The organism is Yersinia sp. J1, assembly GCF_050586585.1.
GTDB classification, from domain to species: Bacteria; Pseudomonadota; Gammaproteobacteria; order Enterobacterales; family Enterobacteriaceae; genus Yersinia; species Yersinia entomophaga.
The window spans coordinates 1-18,288 of the sequence record NZ_JBOBDP010000017.1; the positions used below are offsets into that span (position 1 = coordinate 1).

The following is an 18,288-nucleotide window of genomic DNA, read 5'->3' on the forward strand; positions in this document are numbered from 1 at the left end:
TGCTGCGTTATGCCGGGCAATATCTGGATGAAGAAACCGGGTTACACTACAATACTTACCGCTATTATGCACCGGAAGTCGGTCGGTTTATCACGCCTGACCCTATTGGGTTACTGGGTGGGTTGAATTTATATCAGTATGCGCCGAATCCACTGAGTTGGATCGATCCTCTTGGTTTAACGAAATGTTCGCCGAATAAGAAAACGACTTACGAAGGTGTCAGCCGCAGAGATGCACTCAGGCAGGCTAAACGTGATGCGGGCATACCTAATAGCCAGCAGCCTTATGAAGTTAGTAGAGCTAAATTAGGTGACGGGTATGGTGATCATGTGAGAGATAACAATGGTATTCCTTTGCAAACTCGACAATATCATTTTAAAGACGGGAATGGGTCAACTGTGGTTATTCAGGAACACAGCTTAGGTCATGCTAAAGCAACACCTTTACATGGGGCTGAACCACATTTCAATGTAAGGCCTGCTAAGAACTTGAATACAGGTGATGTTCCTGGGACTCATGGGCATTATAATTTTTAGAGGCTTATATGAATATAGTTGAACTGATAGAGAGTAAATTCCTACATTCCCTTTATCCAAATGGCATTGATGGTAATGTGTTGATTGGGCAAGTATCTTTAGATATGGCTGATCAAGTTATGTTAAGCGTTCATGTAAGTCAGATTCCAGATAAAGTGGTTGCTAAATGGGGTGAGTGGGGTAAGGATTACAATATAATTGTAATTAACGTGCTGGCGCAATTCATATCTAAGGTTGAAGTAATTAACTGGCAGAATATAAACCCGTCTCCATTGGTGATTGATGTTAAAGAAAATGGCATATACTCCCTTAGTTCTAAAGGAAGTGACTGGAATATAACCATTGATTTTAAGTCACTAACTTTCCAAAGATGTGATGTATATATAAAATAAATAAAGCCGGAAGCGAGGTTTTGTCGCATTAACATTGCTGTATCGGCAAAAATTGTTCTGCCGGTGATAGATGCTCTCCGGCAGGGTGCTGAAGTTGCCCTTTACGTATCAGGGGTCCGCTTGGAGAAAGGAAAATATCCTACGCCAAGGCTATTTCTTATCCAGCACTGTATCGGTAACTACTTGAACTGCCGACGCAGTAGCGTTTCTGCTCCGAAACTGACCGATTACGTACACCACGCTGATCGTGTGTACTAAATTAACGCTCAGCCAGAACACTCCATACATCCCTTACGATCAGAGGTTGTTCTCAACGGAGCGAAATCCACCATTAGAGCTAAAAACGCTAAACGTAGGATAATTAATGAGATGGTCACTCCCTCCTTCCTTCCCGGTACTATGCTGAGGACAGGCTTTCATTCGGCGAACCATCATGGAAAACATTGCGCTCATTGGTATCGATCTGGGTAAAAACTCTTTCCATATTCATTGCCAGGATCGTCGTGGAAAGGCTGTTTATCGTAAAAAGTTTACCAGACTAAAGCTAATAGAATTTCTGGCGACATGCCCGGCAACGACCATCGCAATGGAAGCCTGCGGAGGTTCTCATTTTATGGCGCGAAAGCTGGCCGAGCTTGGACATTTTCCAAAGCTGATATCGCCACAATTTGTCCGTCCATTCGTTAAGACCAACAAGAATGACTTCGTCGATGCAGAAGCTATCTGTGAAGCTGCATCACGTCCATCGATGCGTTTCGTGCAGCCCCGAACAGAATCTCAGCAGGCAATGCGGGCTCTGCACCGTGTCCGTGAAACCCTGGTTCAGGATAAGGTAAAAACAACCAATCAGATGCATGCTTTTTTGCTGGAATTTGGCATCAGCGTTCCGCGAGGAGCTCGCCGTTATTAGTCGACTGAGCTCCATTCTTGAGGACAGTAGCCTGCCTCTATATCTCAGTCAGTTATTACTGAAATTACAACAGCATTATCATTACTTGGTTGAACAGATTAAAGACCTGGAATCTCAGTTGAAACGAAAACTGGACGAGGATGAGGTCGGGAAACGTTTACTGAGCATTCCCTGCGTCGGAACGCTAACGGCCAGTACCATTTCCACTGAGATTGGTGACGGAAAGCAGTACGGCAGTAGTCGTGATTTTGCAGCGGCAACAGGGCTGGTTCCCCGGCAGTACAGCACCGGCGGCCGGACGACATTGCTGGGCATCAGCAAGCGAGGCAACAAAAAGATCCGAACTTTGCTGGTTCAGTGTGCCAGGATATTCATACAAAAACTGGAACACCAGTCTGGTAAATTGGCCGACTGGGTCAGGGATTTACTGTGTCGAAAAAGCAACTTTGTCGTGACCTGTGCTCTGGCAAACAAGCTGGTCAGAATAGCCTGGGCACTGACGACACGACAGCAAACTTACGAAGCATAACGAGAAATACACCAGTTTAAACAATCACTCATCTGGTTTGCGGATACTGATTATTGATGATACAAACGGCCCACCGGCCTGTTGAGGAACCTGTAAAACGGAAAGGCTCACTGAAGCCGTATAATTTCTGGAGGTTCATCAGGCGCGGAACTCATCGAGGCGCGGGAATAAAATCCCATTCAGCCGCCGGATAGATTCAAGCAAACCAACTTATCGTCAAAATCGGTGTTGCAAAAACGGGAGTGACCATAGATTCCGTTTTCCAAGCGGACCCCATATCGTTCTACCGGATACCTGACCGCCTTTCTCCCTTCGGGAAACGTGGCGCTTTCTCATAGCTTACGCTCTGGTATCTCGGCTCGATTTAGGTGGTTCGCTCCTGGCCTTATACGAACTCGACGCGACCGGGAAGCCGATAGGTAACCCTTACTATGTAGGTATTACGAATGATTTACCTCGAAGAGCAGGGGAACACTTAGAGACTGGACGGTTAGGTGGAAGCACCGGTATGACGCCAATAGATGAAAATATCAAATACGGTCAAGCACGTGGCTATGAACAATACTATATGGAAAAATACGAGACGCGCACGGGAACTATAGGGGAGGCTGTATCTTCAACGAATCGTGGTAATAAATATAATTCGTTCAATCATAGTAGAACGGATACCCGTGCAGATTCATTTAGAGAAGCCTACGATAGCAAGAAAAAAGGTTCTGGCTGTTTAGGAAGGAAATGCTAATGAGTGACATCAAATTTTGGGGTTGGGATAAGAAGCCAAGAACTATGCTTAGGCATCTGAAATCAGGTGATATTTTTTGTTTCCAGCTACCAAATGATAAATTTGGATTTGGAAAAATTGTGGCAAAAGTTAGTGTCGGTCATGCAGCAGAAATTTTTGATTATTTTTCGCACTCCCCTGATGATTATGATAGGGCGATCTTTAACTCCGATTCAAAATCAATGCCTGTGATATTAGACAGCTATAGCCTTTTCGATAAGAAGATATCAGGAGAGTGGCGGATTATTGGGCATGACGAGAAGAACGTAATAAAACCGTTTGATGGCATATATTTCGTTTACGGTTCATTAGGTGAACGTAAGAAAGTGGATATGTTTGGCAATGTTTCTGATATTTCTGATAAAGAGTCTGAGAATTACCCACCTTACATACCTAAAAACGATTTTCATATAAAGAATATGCTCGCTCTTTAAGGAACGTAGCGCCCCTGCGGTGGGTTATGTCGCATTAAGAACTTGTCAGGTAACATGCTGTTTTTTTTATGATGCTCGCTCAATGTTATATTCATTCAGCGAGCATTCTAGGTTGGTAACAATACACCGCCCTGTCCAGTGATAACCTACTGAAAAAATTGCGGATTCTCATTTTAAACCGTGCAGTCAAATAGTTGACAAGATCAGGCTTTATCGCTGATTTTAAATTTTTTTTCGATGACATTTTTAAGCGCTCGGCATTCCAGATTCAGATCGGTAAACACCCGCTTCAGACGACGGCTTTCGTCCTCAAGGTCTTTCATTCTTTTGATATCAGAGAATTTCACCCAACCGTGCTTTTCTTTCCCGTTGTAGTCTGAGGTCTCAGAAATTCCGGCTGAGTGGCAGACATCCTTGACGGTGCGTCAGACTTCGACGGTCTTCAGGACGGCAATACTCTGGTGCCCAGCGAATCGGGCTTTTCGTATGGTGAACGCCTCAAAAGACATATTCAGTATGTCAGAATATCTTTAAAAATGAATAAGCCGTTTTGATGGGATATTGACAGGCGGGCAGGTAGTTCCGTAGGTCAATTTGGAGTGGCACACTAAAACTGGCCACCTAAGTAGACGTGATGCAACAGGGTTAGAAGTATCCCGTTATTTGAGAAGGCCCGCTAAAGCGGGCCATACTATTTACTTTACTGTAAAGCTTCCAGGATGCGGTAAGCGGCTTCGACACGCGCAGGGTTAGGATAACTTTTGTTCGCCAGCATCACGATGCCAAGATTCTTCTCGGGAATGAAAGCCACGTAGCTTCCAAATCCGCCGGTTGAACCAGTTTTATGTACCCATGAGGCATTTAATGCAGGAGCAGGCGGGTTAATTTCTGTCGCACTTAGCGGTGCGAGTGCGACTTTATTATCGCTCCCACCGGCCGCGATTGCTGCTTTCATCGGCCAATTCAGCATTTCCCAACCCAGCCCCTGATACATGTCGCCCACTTGCAAGTACCGCGACTGGGCAAGCAAAATCCCCTTTCGTAGCGAGGCATCGGTTACTTCAGACGGCGCTATGTTGGCGCGCACCCAGCTTGCCATATCCTCTATTGAGGATTTCACGCCGTAGGCTTCAGCATCCAACATACCAGGAGAAACGTGAACAGCTTTCCCATCGCGATAGCCCCACGCATAGTGTTTTTCTTCACGTTGAGGAACCTGTATCCAGGTATGCGTTAGATTCAATGGCTGGAACACGCGTTTATTCATCGCCTGCTCAAAGCTCATACCTGAAGGTTTAACCGCCAATTTGCCAAACAACCCAATACTGGCGTTTGCATAAAGACGCTTTGTGCCCGGTTCCCACTGTGGCTGCCAGGTTTCATAGTAATTCTGTAATGACGCCTCATCGGTAATGTTATCAGGTACTTGAAGCGGTAAACCACCGGCGGTATAGGTTGCCAAATTCAGCAAACTAATTCCTTCCCATTGCTTCCCTGAAAGCGCTGGCCAATATTGACTCACTGGATCACTCAGTTTAATTTCACCGCGTGCAATGGCATCTCCACCCAGTACGCCGGTGAAGGTTTTGCTCACGGAACCGAGTTCGAATAACGTCTGCTGCGTGACAGGCTGTTTGCCTGCGATATCAGCCATTCCCCAAGTAAAGTAGTAAGGTTGGCCCTGATAGATCACCGCCACCGCCATGCCAGGAATGGCCTGTTCCTTCATCAAAGGAATAACAACGTTATTAACAATTCCACTCAGTTTCTTTTCTGTTTGAGGCGTTGCAAACACGGAACCTGACGCGACGAGCAGCAGCGCACAGGAAAGGGTTTTATGCATCATGTCTATCTTCCATAATTAAGAGTTGAAGGGGCGTACTGGCTTAATTTGATGAATTTGGCCGCAGGTTGCAAACGATAAGATTTAGAATCTGCTTGAAGTTTTTCCTAGGAACACTGCGATGTCCGCAACTCTTGAGTCGCAACGGGTAATCTCGACACTCCATGCTATTTTTTCCAAGTAAAACATCGGCTTTTCGCTCACAACAGACGCGCACACCATTTTGACCTGCTCGCCGCGATGAATACACCGTGATGTTAGTAATGTCTTCCTCAGTAACGTGAGGACATGCCCATGAAGAAGCGTTTTTACGACGAACAGATCATTACCACGCGAGGCCGAAGCCGGGGTTTACGCACAAAATAGAACTTAAATCGTTATTTATCACAAGCCTTTTTATAAGGCTAATAATTTAGATGAAATAGCCTTCAAACATAAAATATCATTTATTTTAAATGGAAAAGTGGAGTTCTTCTTAGTTTCGATATAATTTTTGTACAAATATACCTATCGGATTTTTTGTTAAAAAATAAATTTTATAGTGTTTTATAATCGCGATTTTTATTGCCTACTTACTCTCTGAGATTTATCGCCAGACTTAACATTATCCATACAGAATACTTTCATAAAATTGAATATAACAGATGCGTTTGCTAAGTCAGCACCATAATATCATGGTCATTATAGCCATAATTTCACACATAGGCTTCAAACCCTATAGCAGTAACCGAAACAAGGAGATACATATGATTCTAAAGTTATATATACAGAATTAAACGGTGAGATAGGCAGTGTAAATTAGCTATTTTATTGCAGAAAAATCCGATTCATTCATAGCTTTTGTAAAAGTTTGTTTACTAGGTTGTAGAAATAATTTGCTTTTACTAAAGTATTTCTCATGATAGTTATACCTCGCACTTTATGAATGCTATCTAGTCTAGATGCAGTCTGCAGTGGCGATTAATTTGAGCTTCGTCATAGATAAAACTGTCAAATTCTATCCTTTGGGTACGATTTTGGCGGAGCTTGGCCCGGCATACCGCATCTTTCGTTAATAAACCTCTTGCCAGAGGGCCAAATAATGGAACGTTGGTATCTCACTTGTCATAAACCCGGAAAAAAAAATCTACTACATGCGCAAATAGCTTTAGAGCGTTTGAATATCATGGTTTTTAGCCCAATATTACGGACATATCGTTCTCGAGCCGATCGGCCAGGGCAGATCAGGCAAGTTATAGAACCGCTATTCCCCGGCTACATGTTTATCTATTTCAACCCAGAGATACATACTCCTTCAAAAGTTGAGCGTAATCCTGGCATTAGTCATCTGGTTCGTTTTGCCGGCGGATTCCCCAATATCAGTGAAGCGGTTATTGATAGCGTAATGTGTTTGCCAATGTGTTCTCAGGCAGTGTCGCATCTCAATAAAAATAACCATCAGTCAAATAATAAATTATCTTCTTTAAATTCTCAGCAACAGAAAAAATTCAAGACTTTGATAGAGGAAGAAAATGGCGAAGTTCGCAATTCTCTTTTTTATTCCTTTATTGAAGAAATTAATTAACCCTAAACTGTAATTAAAATTTAATTTTTCATTTTATATCCTATAGCCCCATCGGCCATTCAATTATAATGTCATCACGCTTGTTTAAATACACTCAAGCATGTCACAAAAATACTTTGTTAATTGTATTTAAATAAATCACATCGCAAAAATTATTTAAAGGAAATCAATATGCAAGTATATTCTAATGCCTTCAACTTCAGCTCTTACCTCAGTGCGGATGTCGATGAGCGTACTGGTCAATATGGTAGTATTATCCGTTTAGCAACGATTTACCCTGAAGGCCCTGTAGAAAACAGTCGTGATATAAAAATTTTCTTTTCTATGTTGGACACAACCGACTCCGGCTATGGGCTCGGTTGGTCAATCAGTAATACTGAATTTGATAGCACTACATCTCGCTTAAGGCTATTAAGCGGCGAAAGTTTCCTTACCGATGCACTGCCTCCCATCAATTCATATATGAGAATCAGAGATCGTAAACTGAAAGACATAGCCGTAAGAAGACATGATGCTAATACTCTCCATGTTATTTATAAAGACGGCATGATTGATGTTTTACGCCGACCGCGACCATCAGACTCATTTAAAATAGCGCAAATAATATTTGAAAATGGCGAGCACATTTCATTCCAATATAACAACATGGGTTTCCTGTCAAAAATAGTAAATGAAGAAAGCGGTAGAGAAATATTATCAATAGAATACAACACTGGAAGAATCAGTATTTCCGACAGTTTGAAAGATAACAATCGGGTCGCTCGTACTTATTTTTCGCATACGAATGGCCACTTAACTCGAGCAACGATCCCAATCGACAGAAATGTTTTACCGCCTAATCCAAATACTCTTCCGGCCTACACATATCGCTATCAAACGTTTAGAAATGGCCTCATTGCTATTAACAATTTAAGCAATCCTATGGGCGGAGAAGACGTTATCACCTATCGGGAGAACGGGCATGCGTATGCTAATAACACATTTATTCCTAATGTCATTCAGATAACTCATCGCGCGAATGGCGGTACTGCTGATATGACACGGCAGTTCACTTTTAGCACTCATAATTTCACCGGTTTTCCCTTCAGCGGCGGGTTTGCGCAAGGGCAAGACAATCTGTATTTAGTCAGAAGCGAATACAATTACTCAACTACTGAGCAGATACTCGACAGTAACAATAGCGTGCTGCAATCTAGAGAAATTACCTTTAATCGATTCCATCTTAAAACGCTCGAAACGACCGAAAAACAGGGTAGGAGGCTGATTCGTCGATATACTTACAATGATATAACTGGGGTGATGTTTACGGATCAACCGGCCAATCTGCAATTACCAAAAGAAATTCTCACGCGATTTGAAATACGAAATAGCTCAAGTAATCGTGAAGAATCTATCAGAATGATCTCTGATGATTTTGGTAATGAGTTATCTCGGACAGAAGCCTCTGGTATTCGCTATGAATCTGATTACTTCCCGGTTGGCGGCATTGCAGGGCTATGTCCACCGGAGCCACACGGTTTATTTACCCGATTTAAAAGAGAAGAAAGAATATTTCCCTCTTCAGGCAATGAATCTACAAGAGTCACCCAGCATACTTATATACAAATAGCCAACTTCCGTAGAAATGCCAATTATGTATTGCACGCTTCAAGTGCGACCAATGGGAATCTTACGTCCCGTTTAACCTACCTCCAGAACTTCTCCAATATTGCTTTGCATGGAAGAATCCAGGAATCTGCGGCAACTTTAAATAGCCATACGACTCGCACACAATTTAGCTATACAACCAACCTTGATCGTTTAACTGAAAGCCGAAAAATTGTTGGGTATGATGCTACATTTTTGACATCTAACCGGACGATATCTCTTATCAACCGCCTAGTGACCGAGGTTCAAAAAGAAGACGCAGTTAAGCTGGTTTTTGAATACGATATTAATGAAAAACTCGTCACTGAAATAGCCTCGCCTAATACACAAAATCAAGCTCGTCGGCATTATGAATATCATTTTTCCATTTCCGGCGCGCTGGCAAATATGGTGATAAATGATGCAAAAGGTGAGCGATATATTACGCGTTATGACGGTTTTGGCCGTAATCTGTCTAGCAGCGTCATAAAAAGTAACGGAGAACTATTACTGCGCCGCCGCTCCTACAATAGATTGGGTCAGCTAATTTCAGAAACAGCCTATGATCATATTAGCGGACAGGAGTTAGCATTAAATTCAGTTTATTCTTACGACGGTTGGGGGGAGCTAGAAAGAACTATACGCCCAGACGGCAGCGTAATCGTGAATGCTTACGATCCGATTCAACGAGTGCGCACTGAAGGTATAGAAGGCACTCACTATACGCGAACTTATTTTAATGCCTTCGATAAAGCCACTCGAATCCAACAAATTGATAGCGTTGGCGGCATTGTTGATCACTTCAACCGCACTTTTGATGGATTTGGTCGCTGTATTTCTGAAGTCGATATCGATGGCCACCGAACTCATTTCAGTTATGACGCTTTTGACCGTTTGGTACGAGAAAGTTACATACCTGCCGATGCAACCTCAGCGAAAGTAATCGAAACCGAATTTGTTTCTCATTCAATTGAAGCACTTAAAACCGCGATAAAAGTAGATGGGATCTTAGTTGGTAGCCGCGCCTATGATGGCGTTGGCAGATTAACGAAACAATCCAGAGGCAACGCAGGAGAATCAACCTGGTCATATCTTAATGGTTCGACTCAACCGAATTCGGCTCGTTCACCACGCGGTATCATTCAGAATTTCCAATATAATGCGCAGCTCCTTTCTTTAGAACAAGTTAAACTCGGCAGCGTAACGACGAGTGAATTTGATTTTGATCGAGTGACTGGCAATTTGATTCACACCAGTAATAACGAATTTAAGCGCGAATTACATTTCGATACGTACGGCCATCTCAATAAAGATACACAGTTATTCGATAATCAAAGCCACGCCAATAACTATCAATATTCTCCTGCCGGTCGCTTAATTACCGCTGATTCGGCTCTGCGAGATAAAGAAATGCGCAGTTATGACACCGCAGGTCGAATTGAAAAAGCCAGCGTAGGTTCGGTACATCTTACAACACATTATGACCGTTTTAGTCGAATTAGCCGCGTGGATACCTCTGCTCAGCAGGGCAATGTTATAACGGGGGTGACTTATGACGAGGCTGGGCGAGAATCTATCCGACGTATCGAACACAATGGCGCATTGCTACAAACCATAACTACCACCTATCACCAAAATGGCCTGATTGCTTCCAAGATGCTCACAAACGCCCAAGGTATCGCTATTATTGGTGAGACTTACCTTTATGATGCCTACCGCAGATTAATCACCTATTCATGCAGCGGCCCTGAATATTCTAAAGATCAAAATGGGCGTAGTCTTCAATATCAGGCCTTTACCTATGACGCGTTAAATAATATAACGCAGGTTATCAGCCAATTTACAGATGGTACTGAGGATATTTCTACCCGTAGTTTTCAGGGACGCGACCCCACTCAGCTAACTGAAATACGCCATACCAATCCATCAAAAGTACTACACCTAAACTATGATGCTTCCGGTAATTTACTCAGCGATGGTAAAAGAAATTATCATTATGATGAACTAGAGCGTTTAATTAATGTTACTAAAAATGAAAGTCATATTTCTCGCTATCACTATGACGCTGAGGGGCGTCAAATAAAACAAAGCGCCAACGCTAATACGACAGTAGCATTCCATTATAGCGAGAATAGAATTATTGGCGCCAGCCAGGGAAATAACACGTCTCGTTTTGTCAGGCAGGAAGAAAATGTGCTGGCGCGCACGACCAGTACTCAAGGCACTGAATTATATATTAGCGACAGCGCCGCCAGTATTCGAGGGGCTCTCGGGCAGAGTAATGATATTAAACAGACCCATTATTCCCCTTACGGCATGGCGATAATTGATTCAGATAATCTGGATATTTCATTGCTAGAGCAGAGTCGCCCGGCGTTCAATGGCGAAAAGCTGGATCCAATGACTCAACTCTATCATTTGGGCAATGGACGAAGAGTTTATAGTCCGGAGCTAATGATTTTCCTTTCACCTGACCCATTAAGTCCATTCAGTGCAGCAGGTATTAATAGTTACGGTTATTGCAACGGCGATCCCATCAATTTCAGAGATCCCAGTGGACTGATTCAAATGCCGAGATGGCTAACCTGGCTATTAATTGGCATCGGTACTGCACTTACCGTTCTGACTTTTGGTTATGCTTTGGTCGGCTTTGCGGCAGCAGGGGCAACCGTAGCCACGGTTCTTGGCGTGACTGGCGGCGCATTAGGAATAGTCAGCAGCACCCTGGCAATTGCAGCGGCGGCAATGGAAGAAGTCGATGCTCGTGCCGGATGGGATCGAAGTGACACAATACAACGCCTAAGCATCGCATCGCTAACATTTGGCGTGCTATCTTTTGTTTCTGGCTTAGGTTCAGCGGGAGCAACGGTGCGAAGCACCTACCAGACCGCTCGTTCGCCTACCATTCTTTTCTCCACAGGTAGCGGTGCCGAACGCATCACATTTTCAGGAATTTCATCTACTTCAGTTGCCGCCCGCATGGGACTTTTCGAAGGTTTAAAAGCATTAGCTAATTACGATAGTTCATTAGGATTATTCGCTAGAGTCGTAGGAACCGTAGCAGGCGTCGCTTCTATCCCTCTTACAATTTTCGATATTGCCAATACTTCACACGACCTGGCAACAACCTCACCTTCTTCATCGAGTAATTTAAATGCCGAAGTACGAAGTAATCCGTTTTTACCCGCAATTGATACTATGCAAGGATCGCTGGCCAGCGCACATGAATATTATACTGAATTTGATAACCACGTAGGCCGAATCCGAGCTTCGGCTATTGAAGAGGTTTATTCTATATAAGTTTAATTTGTTATCTCCCAAGCTAAAACAATGCAGCACCTAGATATTCTATTTTTATATCTCCATATTGATTATTGGCATCATTTTTATTTATGCATGATTAGCTTATCCAGTCAGCCTGTATTTTTATAATATAGGCTTATATTTAATTTATTATCAGGAGTATCTATGAGATTTATTGATAAGAACATTATTAATTCCATTTTCAGAGCAGCCGATAACTCTAATTGGCATGGACAGGTGCATGCTTTATCTAGTGGTAGAGAATGCGTCCCGATAATGGTCAATGGCGATAAAATTATTATTGAATTTGTTTATCCTTCACACTTCAGAGAAGAAGTATTTTTTAATGATAATTTTTCAACTGATGGGGATGGATATTATTTCATACCTAAAATAGATCATAGATTTATTTCTATTTGGTTTGGAGGAACCACCCCGGAAGAAGGCTTCGCTGAGATCTGCGTATTAGATAAAAGCAGATTCAATTATGAAAATATAGAGTTTGCAAAAATGCTGCAGTTAGCAGTTAAAGTTTATTTTGAAAATTACCCTAGCGCTAATCAGTATTTTTTTGAGTCAGATAGTCAGTTCAGTAATTTTATTGAGCATCAAGTATTCAATGCCGACCAAAAATTAACGGACAGAGTTAAAATCGACATGATAAAGGAAATCTCACCGCCATTTTATGGCTTCTCAGTTTTCAAAGATTAATATCGGGGTTTAAAATGAATAATGTGAATATTAGTCAGTTTACGATCACTTTACCCGGCAGTAATCAGTTTTATGCTAACGGTCGTCAACAAATGCCAGTTTTGATCACGATTCAAAAACAGGAATTCAGCGGGAGCGGTTGGAATAATGTCGATCTCAATGATGAAGAAAAAAGGAGCGTCACCGTTCGCGAAATTAATCGGGACAACCTGCCAGTCGGTTGGGATGTTGATCAGGCTCCCAACGGCTATTCGCAAGGTATAAGAGGACTTTCGTACGAAGAGATGGATAGAGAAATCGATAATAATACCGAACGATCTGGCCCCGAACCTTTCGCAGGTGCCACGCGTATATTCCGGTATTTGCGATCAAATCAACGGGTAGAAACAAGAATATTTATGGCTGCAGTGACTATCCAGTTCCGTGACGCCAATAATCAACTTCAACGCCGGGTTATTACGACTAGTTTTAATGCTGATGGTATGGTTTTTTCGAGCTCTATTTCTCTCCTTCCCGTGCCACCATTAAGAATTCTCGCCTCTGCGCTAAATAGAGATGTTGATATTGGCCATTCACGTAGTGATTCTAAAGGGCATTGGGCGCAGGTCGATGTGTATTATTGGACATTACCTTCAGGAGTCAGGGTCCATTCGGATACAGCGTTTAATTCTGGTAATACTACTTTACGTAATAACTTGAGGATATTCTTCGATTCGGGCCGTTATACCAGCGGCTGGATGGCTAGAAATAGAACAAGCCTTCGTGTTAATGAGATAAGATCCGATAACTCTTCTGCATTAGTTAATTTACGTCATGGACATGGCGATATTCGTGCAATTAACTATTACAATAATAGGAACAACCAGAACATTATTATTAATGGCCAGGTATCTGTTGATATTATTGATAACTTTGGTAATCTGCATCAATTCTCCCTTCGTACAATAAATAATCAAGATGTGGTTATTAGCAACCGATAGTGGTTATTTTATGCCTTGATTATTTCAAGGCATATATCCATTTCCGCCTAATATATTAATTAGAGGTATTGGCATGAACAAAAGGAGAGTAGTGGTAACCGGTTATGGGGCTTTAACTTCTTTGGGGGAAAATAGCGCAACCGTATGGTCATCTATTATGAACGGGAATTTAGGCTATAAACCCTACGCATTTAAGAATCCGTTAATTAAAGCTAAATTCTTTGCATTTTTACCTGAATATAATGAACGCTATGGTTTTATTCCTAAACGTATTTCCCGCGCACTGCCTGTTTTTGCCAAAAATGCATTGGTTGCAGCCTATGAAGCAATTCTTATGGCGTTTAAACAACCTGAAGCCATAGCCGAATACTACGCGGCTCGCGAATGCGGAGCCATCATTGGCACCGGTTGGGGCGGGTTAGATGAAGCATATATTCTACGCGATAGTTATCGTGATACGGGCTTTGGTAATCCATTAGGCACGCTGATCTCAATGCCCAGTATTGCCACCGCGGCCTGTACGTTAATGTGGAATATGCGGGGTTATCAAAATACGATAAGTGCAGCCTGCGCCACTGGTTCTATTGCAATAGGCGAAGCCTATGAAGCAATCCGCCAGGGACGCGCTCAAATGATGCTCGCTGGCGGTTCAGAAACATTACGTCATGAAACAAATATTTGGAATATTGATGCACTGAATGCGCTTAGCAGAGAGCAGAGCGATATTCGTCGTGCCTGCTGCCCATTTGATCGTCGTCGTTCGGGTTTTGTACTGGCCGAAGGGGCAGCAGTGCTTTGCCTGGAAGAATTGGAACATGCTCAAAACCGTGGGGCTAAAATTCTCGGCGAAATTACGGGTTACGGCAATTTTTCCGATGCCACGGATTACACCTCCCCGGCTACAGACATGCAAGCACGAATTGATTCAATGTTATTTGCATTACAGCAAGCTGGTCGATCGCCAACCGAGATTAACTATATTAATGCCCACGGAACCTCAACACAGCTAAATGACCTCAATGAATCCAATACGATTAAAGCCGTATTTAAACAGGCCGCTTACGATATCCCTATTTCCAGTACGAAAGGTTACTCAGGCCATTTGATTTCAGCCGCAGGTAGCTTTGAGTCAATTATCTGCCTGAAAGCGATTGAAACCGAGATATTGCCAGCCACAGTCAATTTAATCGAGCCCGATCCCTTATGCGATCTGAATTACTTACCGCTGACGCATAAAAAGAACAGTCCCGTGGATACAACACTAAACCTAAGTTTCGGTTTTGGCGGGGCCAATGCCGTGCTAGTCATTGAGAGGTTCCGTTGATATGAAGCTCTACTTCGATGAACAAGCTATTGCAGACTGGGCCGATTATTCAGGTGACTATAATCCTATTCACTTTAGCTTATCTCACGCTCAGGCAATGGGTTCTGCGAATATTGTCGCCCATGGAATGTTAGCTTTAATGCATATCCAACATCGTTTAAGTCTAGATGATATACAACCGAACCAAGATTGGGTTGCGATAAAAACTTTATTCCGTTCACCGGTATTACAAAAACTTCATTATGAATTGGCAATAAAAAAGAAAAATCAGCGTGATTACTTTCTCTTATTCTCTGAAGATAGATCTTGTGAAGCTATTACGGGCAGCCGGTATAAAACGCATCCCATGGAGAAAATCACAGAATATTCCCCAGAAGATGTTCTCATTGAACACTCGCTATATGAGGAGAAAAAAGCATTATTCGAAACCACATACCCCTATTTCGACTCTGCGTGGCTTTTTATGGACTCTCTTGTTTTCACTCGTTTTTCGCAGAGTGAATTTCTGTTTGTTAACATTTGCCATTTACTTAATAACCCACAAATAAAGCAGCAAAGCGATCTATTCGCTGAACTGAGAGTATTACAAACCACCCATAGGGTTTTGGTTGCACCCGACTTCTTTAAAGTGAAAATATCAGGCCTGGATTCCTCTCTCAGCATTCGATTTAGATTATGTCAACCGATTATGATTAGCTCTTCTCAAAATATTATTTCTTCTTTATTTCAACTTAAAGTCATTATCAATGGACAATTTGTTATGCAGTCAGATATAGGAATTCAAATTCAGTCTAAATAATAACACTTAAATTATAAACCATTAAAAGGACAAGCTATGTTTAATGAAAATCAGGTTTTTGAAACGATGAAAGATTGGATTCTTACCATGAAAGATCTGGAGGAAGATCAAATTACTCCGAATGCTGATTTCAGGCAACTTGGCTTTGATAGCCTCGATTTTGTAGAGTTTCAATTCAATATACAAAAAGATTATAATATTGAGTTAAAACCCGAATTATTGACATCTCAGAAAATAACTAATTTACATCAGCTAATCCAATATATTATTTCCGAGTCAGAATTGAATAATACAGACAGTAGATCACTCGATGTTTAGGCAGCGGGAACGTTTTTATTCCACTGTCCGGCGATAGTCACGGCTGTGACGGCAGTTTTAATACAATTCAGACAACCCAAAACCCGGCGAAAAAAGTATCATTTGACGCTTATTTTCGCCAAAAACAGAATTTAGTCCCCTCCTCTCTGTTCGCTACGCGGTGTTCGCCATCAGATAATATTAGTGATAGGTCTCAATTATCCCGATTTGTCGGAGGTCATGCGGTTCTATTCTATATAAGCCATAAATCAATAAGGTATAAAAATATCGACCAGCCGATGATCCCACCGCCAGACTGGCCAGATTGAACAAGAAGATTACCTATATCGCTAAATTTGGCCCTTGGGGGGGGTTACAGCTATCTGGAATTACGGCTTCAGGCCGCCAGACAATTAATGTTGCTGATGACAGTGCTAGAACCTTTATTCATGATATGAAAAAGACGACTGGATTAAAACATGATGACATCAATAAAGATCTGATTGTGAAAGAAATCCAACATAAAAATTTTCTCGATGCTTTATTATTTTCCGATAACACGAAAAAAAAATACAGCCTCACTCCTGTTATTACAAAGGATATAACCAAGAACTCAACCAGAGATATGCTTGTTTTCTCACGAGAAAACTGCTTGAAGATGGAAATGCTCATTACAGATATGATTTTTTAATTCTCACATGGAAATTATCCTAATGATTAACATCATAGGTGGAGTAAGTTAATATGATATTTAAAGCGAGTAAAGTTAAATTATGGCTTATATGCTTTCGGTTAAGAAATAAAAAATAGCAATGTAATTACTATGACCAGCCTAAGTTTGTTGAATGTAATTTAAAAGATTATTACCATTATTTTTCTTACACACCTGGTTTAATAAAATCATACAGATATTGAACACCACAGGCTTTACCTATCACCTCAACCAAATAACCAATGCATATTGCTTCCTGACCAAGAGGTCTTACACTGTGTCAATCAGTGGAGCCAAAGAAGAATAGGACGCTATGTTACCCACTCACGAATATGCCAACGATCTGATTCTTTTTGTATTAATTGTCGATTGCGGTTCGTTTAGTAAAGCAGCCGAAGCCGCCGGTATCACCAGTTCCGTGGTCAGTAAACGTATCGGCCGTCTGGAGAAATCTTTAGGTGCCCGCCTGCTTTATCGCACCACGCGCAGCCTGCGACTTACCGAAAATGGTCAGGTGTTGTATCGCCATGCACGCGAAATCAGCACCAAAATTCAGGATGCTTTGTATGCGGTCAGTGAAAAAAGTGATGAGTTAGCTGGCGTTATTCGTATGTCAGTACCCACTATTTCTGGAGAATTACTGCTGAGCGAATGCGTGGCCGAGTTTTGTAGCCAACATCCTAATTTGAAAATTGAAATGCGGCTGGAAAACCGCTTTGTCGATCTGGTCAACGAAGGTATCGATCTGGCTATTCGCACCGGCACCATGCCTGACTCCAGCCTGATTGCGCGTCCTATTCTCGATTCTCGCTGGGTCATTGTCTGTTCACCCGGTTATTTGGAGCTGCATCCAGAACCTCGTTCGGCGAAGGAATTGCTTAATCATAATTGTCTGACTTACACCTATCAGGAAAGTGGTACAGCCAACTGGTTAATGAAACAACCCGGTAGCAGCGAAATCTATGAAATGCAGGTGAATGGAAATCTGTCAGTAAATAATGCCAGAGCCATTCGAAAAGCCGTTATCAGTGGTCACGGCATTGCTATGGTGCCGCGTTGTATGGTGTATGAAGATATTCAGGACGGAAAATTGATCGAAATTCTGGCTGGCCACTGCGGTAAAGTTTTGGGCGTTTATGCAGTTTATCCTTATACCCGTAATTTACCGTTGAAAACCCGCCTGCTCATCGAGCATATCATTACTTCCTATAAGAATATCAGCCACTATTTTTGAAAATATCATCTGATTACCCCATTTTCCCGCTAGATTCCCCCCGATGATTAGGCCATTTTTGGATATAGTCTATGGCCTAATCCTGCCTAATTAATGTGAACCAACACATTCCTCACACAAAACAAACAATCTAACAATCTGATTATTAAAAGTTATTTGAAAATAAATTTCCTGAATGGATTGTTGAATTATGCCTAAATTTCACACTAATTAATTGTTGCGAAAATGCAGCGTAGTACATCTGCAAAGGTTGCGATTAGAATAATAATGTTTAGCTAATTAACCTTTTGGCTACATCTCTATCCATCTAAAA

Annotated in this window: 14 protein-coding genes and 2 pseudogenes; 14 read left to right on the top strand and 2 right to left on the bottom strand. The window is 42.0% G+C overall.

Features of this window, described 5'->3' with window-relative positions; translation table 11 throughout:
• From ACQ4OC_RS16945 to ACQ4OC_RS16965, 5 genes and pseudogenes are all read left to right on the top strand, one after another.
• The coding region (locus ACQ4OC_RS16945; RefSeq protein WP_430971430.1) for an HNH/endonuclease VII fold putative polymorphic toxin at positions 1-536 on the top strand (536 nt) is incomplete at its 5' end.
• 8 nt (positions 537-544) lie between these two features.
• A complete protein-coding gene (locus ACQ4OC_RS16950; RefSeq protein ID WP_120806845.1) occupies positions 545-928 on the top strand; it encodes a hypothetical protein in 384 nt (127 codons plus the stop codon).
• Positions 929-1,361: 433 nt separating this feature from the next.
• Positions 1,362-2,367, top strand: a pseudogene (locus ACQ4OC_RS16955) (IS110 family transposase).
• A gap of 508 nt (positions 2,368-2,875) precedes the next feature.
• Complete coding sequence (locus ACQ4OC_RS16960) at positions 2,876-3,109, top strand: hypothetical protein (RefSeq protein ID WP_205582784.1); 234 nt, start codon at positions 2,876-2,878, stop codon at positions 3,107-3,109.
• Positions 3,109-3,582, top strand: a complete 474-nt coding sequence (locus tag ACQ4OC_RS16965; RefSeq protein ID WP_162975231.1) for an Imm26 family immunity protein — start codon at positions 3,109-3,111, stop codon at positions 3,580-3,582. Before ACQ4OC_RS16960 ends, ACQ4OC_RS16965 begins: the two co-directional genes overlap by 1 nt.
• A 109-nt stretch (positions 3,583-3,691) precedes the next feature.
• On the opposite strand, the pseudogene ACQ4OC_RS16970 reads toward ACQ4OC_RS16965, so the two are convergent.
• A pseudogene (locus ACQ4OC_RS16970) lies at positions 3,692-4,070 on the bottom strand (transposase); the annotation flags it as partial.
• A gap of 212 nt (positions 4,071-4,282) precedes the next feature.
• Positions 4,283-5,428 (bottom strand): YRC family class C beta-lactamase, encoded by a 1,146-nt coding sequence (blaYRC, locus tag ACQ4OC_RS16975; RefSeq protein ID WP_430971431.1) that lies wholly within the window; start codon positions 5,426-5,428, stop codon positions 4,283-4,285.
• A gap of 1,078 nt (positions 5,429-6,506) precedes the next feature.
• On the opposite strand from blaYRC, the gene ACQ4OC_RS16980 reads away from it, so the two are divergent.
• The 9 genes from ACQ4OC_RS16980 (at position 6,507) to ACQ4OC_RS17020 (ending at position 17,975) form a co-directional block, all read left to right on the top strand.
• The gene (locus ACQ4OC_RS16980; RefSeq protein WP_120806842.1) at positions 6,507-6,989 is read left to right on the top strand and encodes a transcription termination/antitermination NusG family protein; all 483 of its coding nucleotides are present in this window, start codon (positions 6,507-6,509) and stop codon (positions 6,987-6,989) included.
• Positions 6,990-7,160: 171 nt separating this feature from the next.
• Positions 7,161-11,915, top strand: a complete 4,755-nt coding sequence (locus ACQ4OC_RS16985; protein WP_430971432.1) for an RHS repeat domain-containing protein — start codon at positions 7,161-7,163, stop codon at positions 11,913-11,915.
• Positions 11,916-12,083: 168 nt separating this feature from the next.
• On the top strand, positions 12,084-12,629 hold the full coding sequence (locus ACQ4OC_RS16990) for a hypothetical protein (RefSeq protein ID WP_430971433.1): 546 nt from the start codon (positions 12,084-12,086) through the stop codon (positions 12,627-12,629).
• A 14-nt stretch (positions 12,630-12,643) separates the two neighbouring features.
• Positions 12,644-13,609, top strand: a complete 966-nt coding sequence (locus tag ACQ4OC_RS16995; protein ID WP_064516739.1) for a hypothetical protein — start codon at positions 12,644-12,646, stop codon at positions 13,607-13,609.
• A gap of 73 nt (positions 13,610-13,682) precedes the next feature.
• Positions 13,683-14,933 carry a beta-ketoacyl-[acyl-carrier-protein] synthase family protein gene (locus ACQ4OC_RS17000; protein ID WP_064516737.1) on the top strand — a complete coding sequence of 417 codons (1,251 nt, stop codon included), beginning with the start codon at positions 13,683-13,685 and terminating at the stop codon, positions 14,931-14,933.
• Position 14,934: 1 nt separating this feature from the next.
• A complete protein-coding gene (locus tag ACQ4OC_RS17005; RefSeq protein ID WP_430971434.1) occupies positions 14,935-15,732 on the top strand; it encodes a MaoC/PaaZ C-terminal domain-containing protein in 798 nt (265 codons plus the stop codon).
• A gap of 36 nt (positions 15,733-15,768) precedes the next feature.
• A complete protein-coding gene (locus tag ACQ4OC_RS17010) occupies positions 15,769-16,050 on the top strand; it encodes an acyl carrier protein (RefSeq protein ID WP_064516733.1) in 282 nt (93 codons plus the stop codon).
• A 304-nt stretch (positions 16,051-16,354) separates the two neighbouring features.
• Positions 16,355-16,720, top strand: coding sequence for a hypothetical protein (locus tag ACQ4OC_RS17015; RefSeq protein WP_430971435.1), 366 nt, complete (start codon positions 16,355-16,357; stop codon positions 16,718-16,720).
• Positions 16,721-17,054: 334 nt separating this feature from the next.
• Complete coding sequence (locus ACQ4OC_RS17020; RefSeq protein ID WP_064516729.1) at positions 17,055-17,975, top strand: LysR family transcriptional regulator; 921 nt, start codon at positions 17,055-17,057, stop codon at positions 17,973-17,975.
• Positions 17,976-18,288 lie beyond the last annotated feature (313 nt).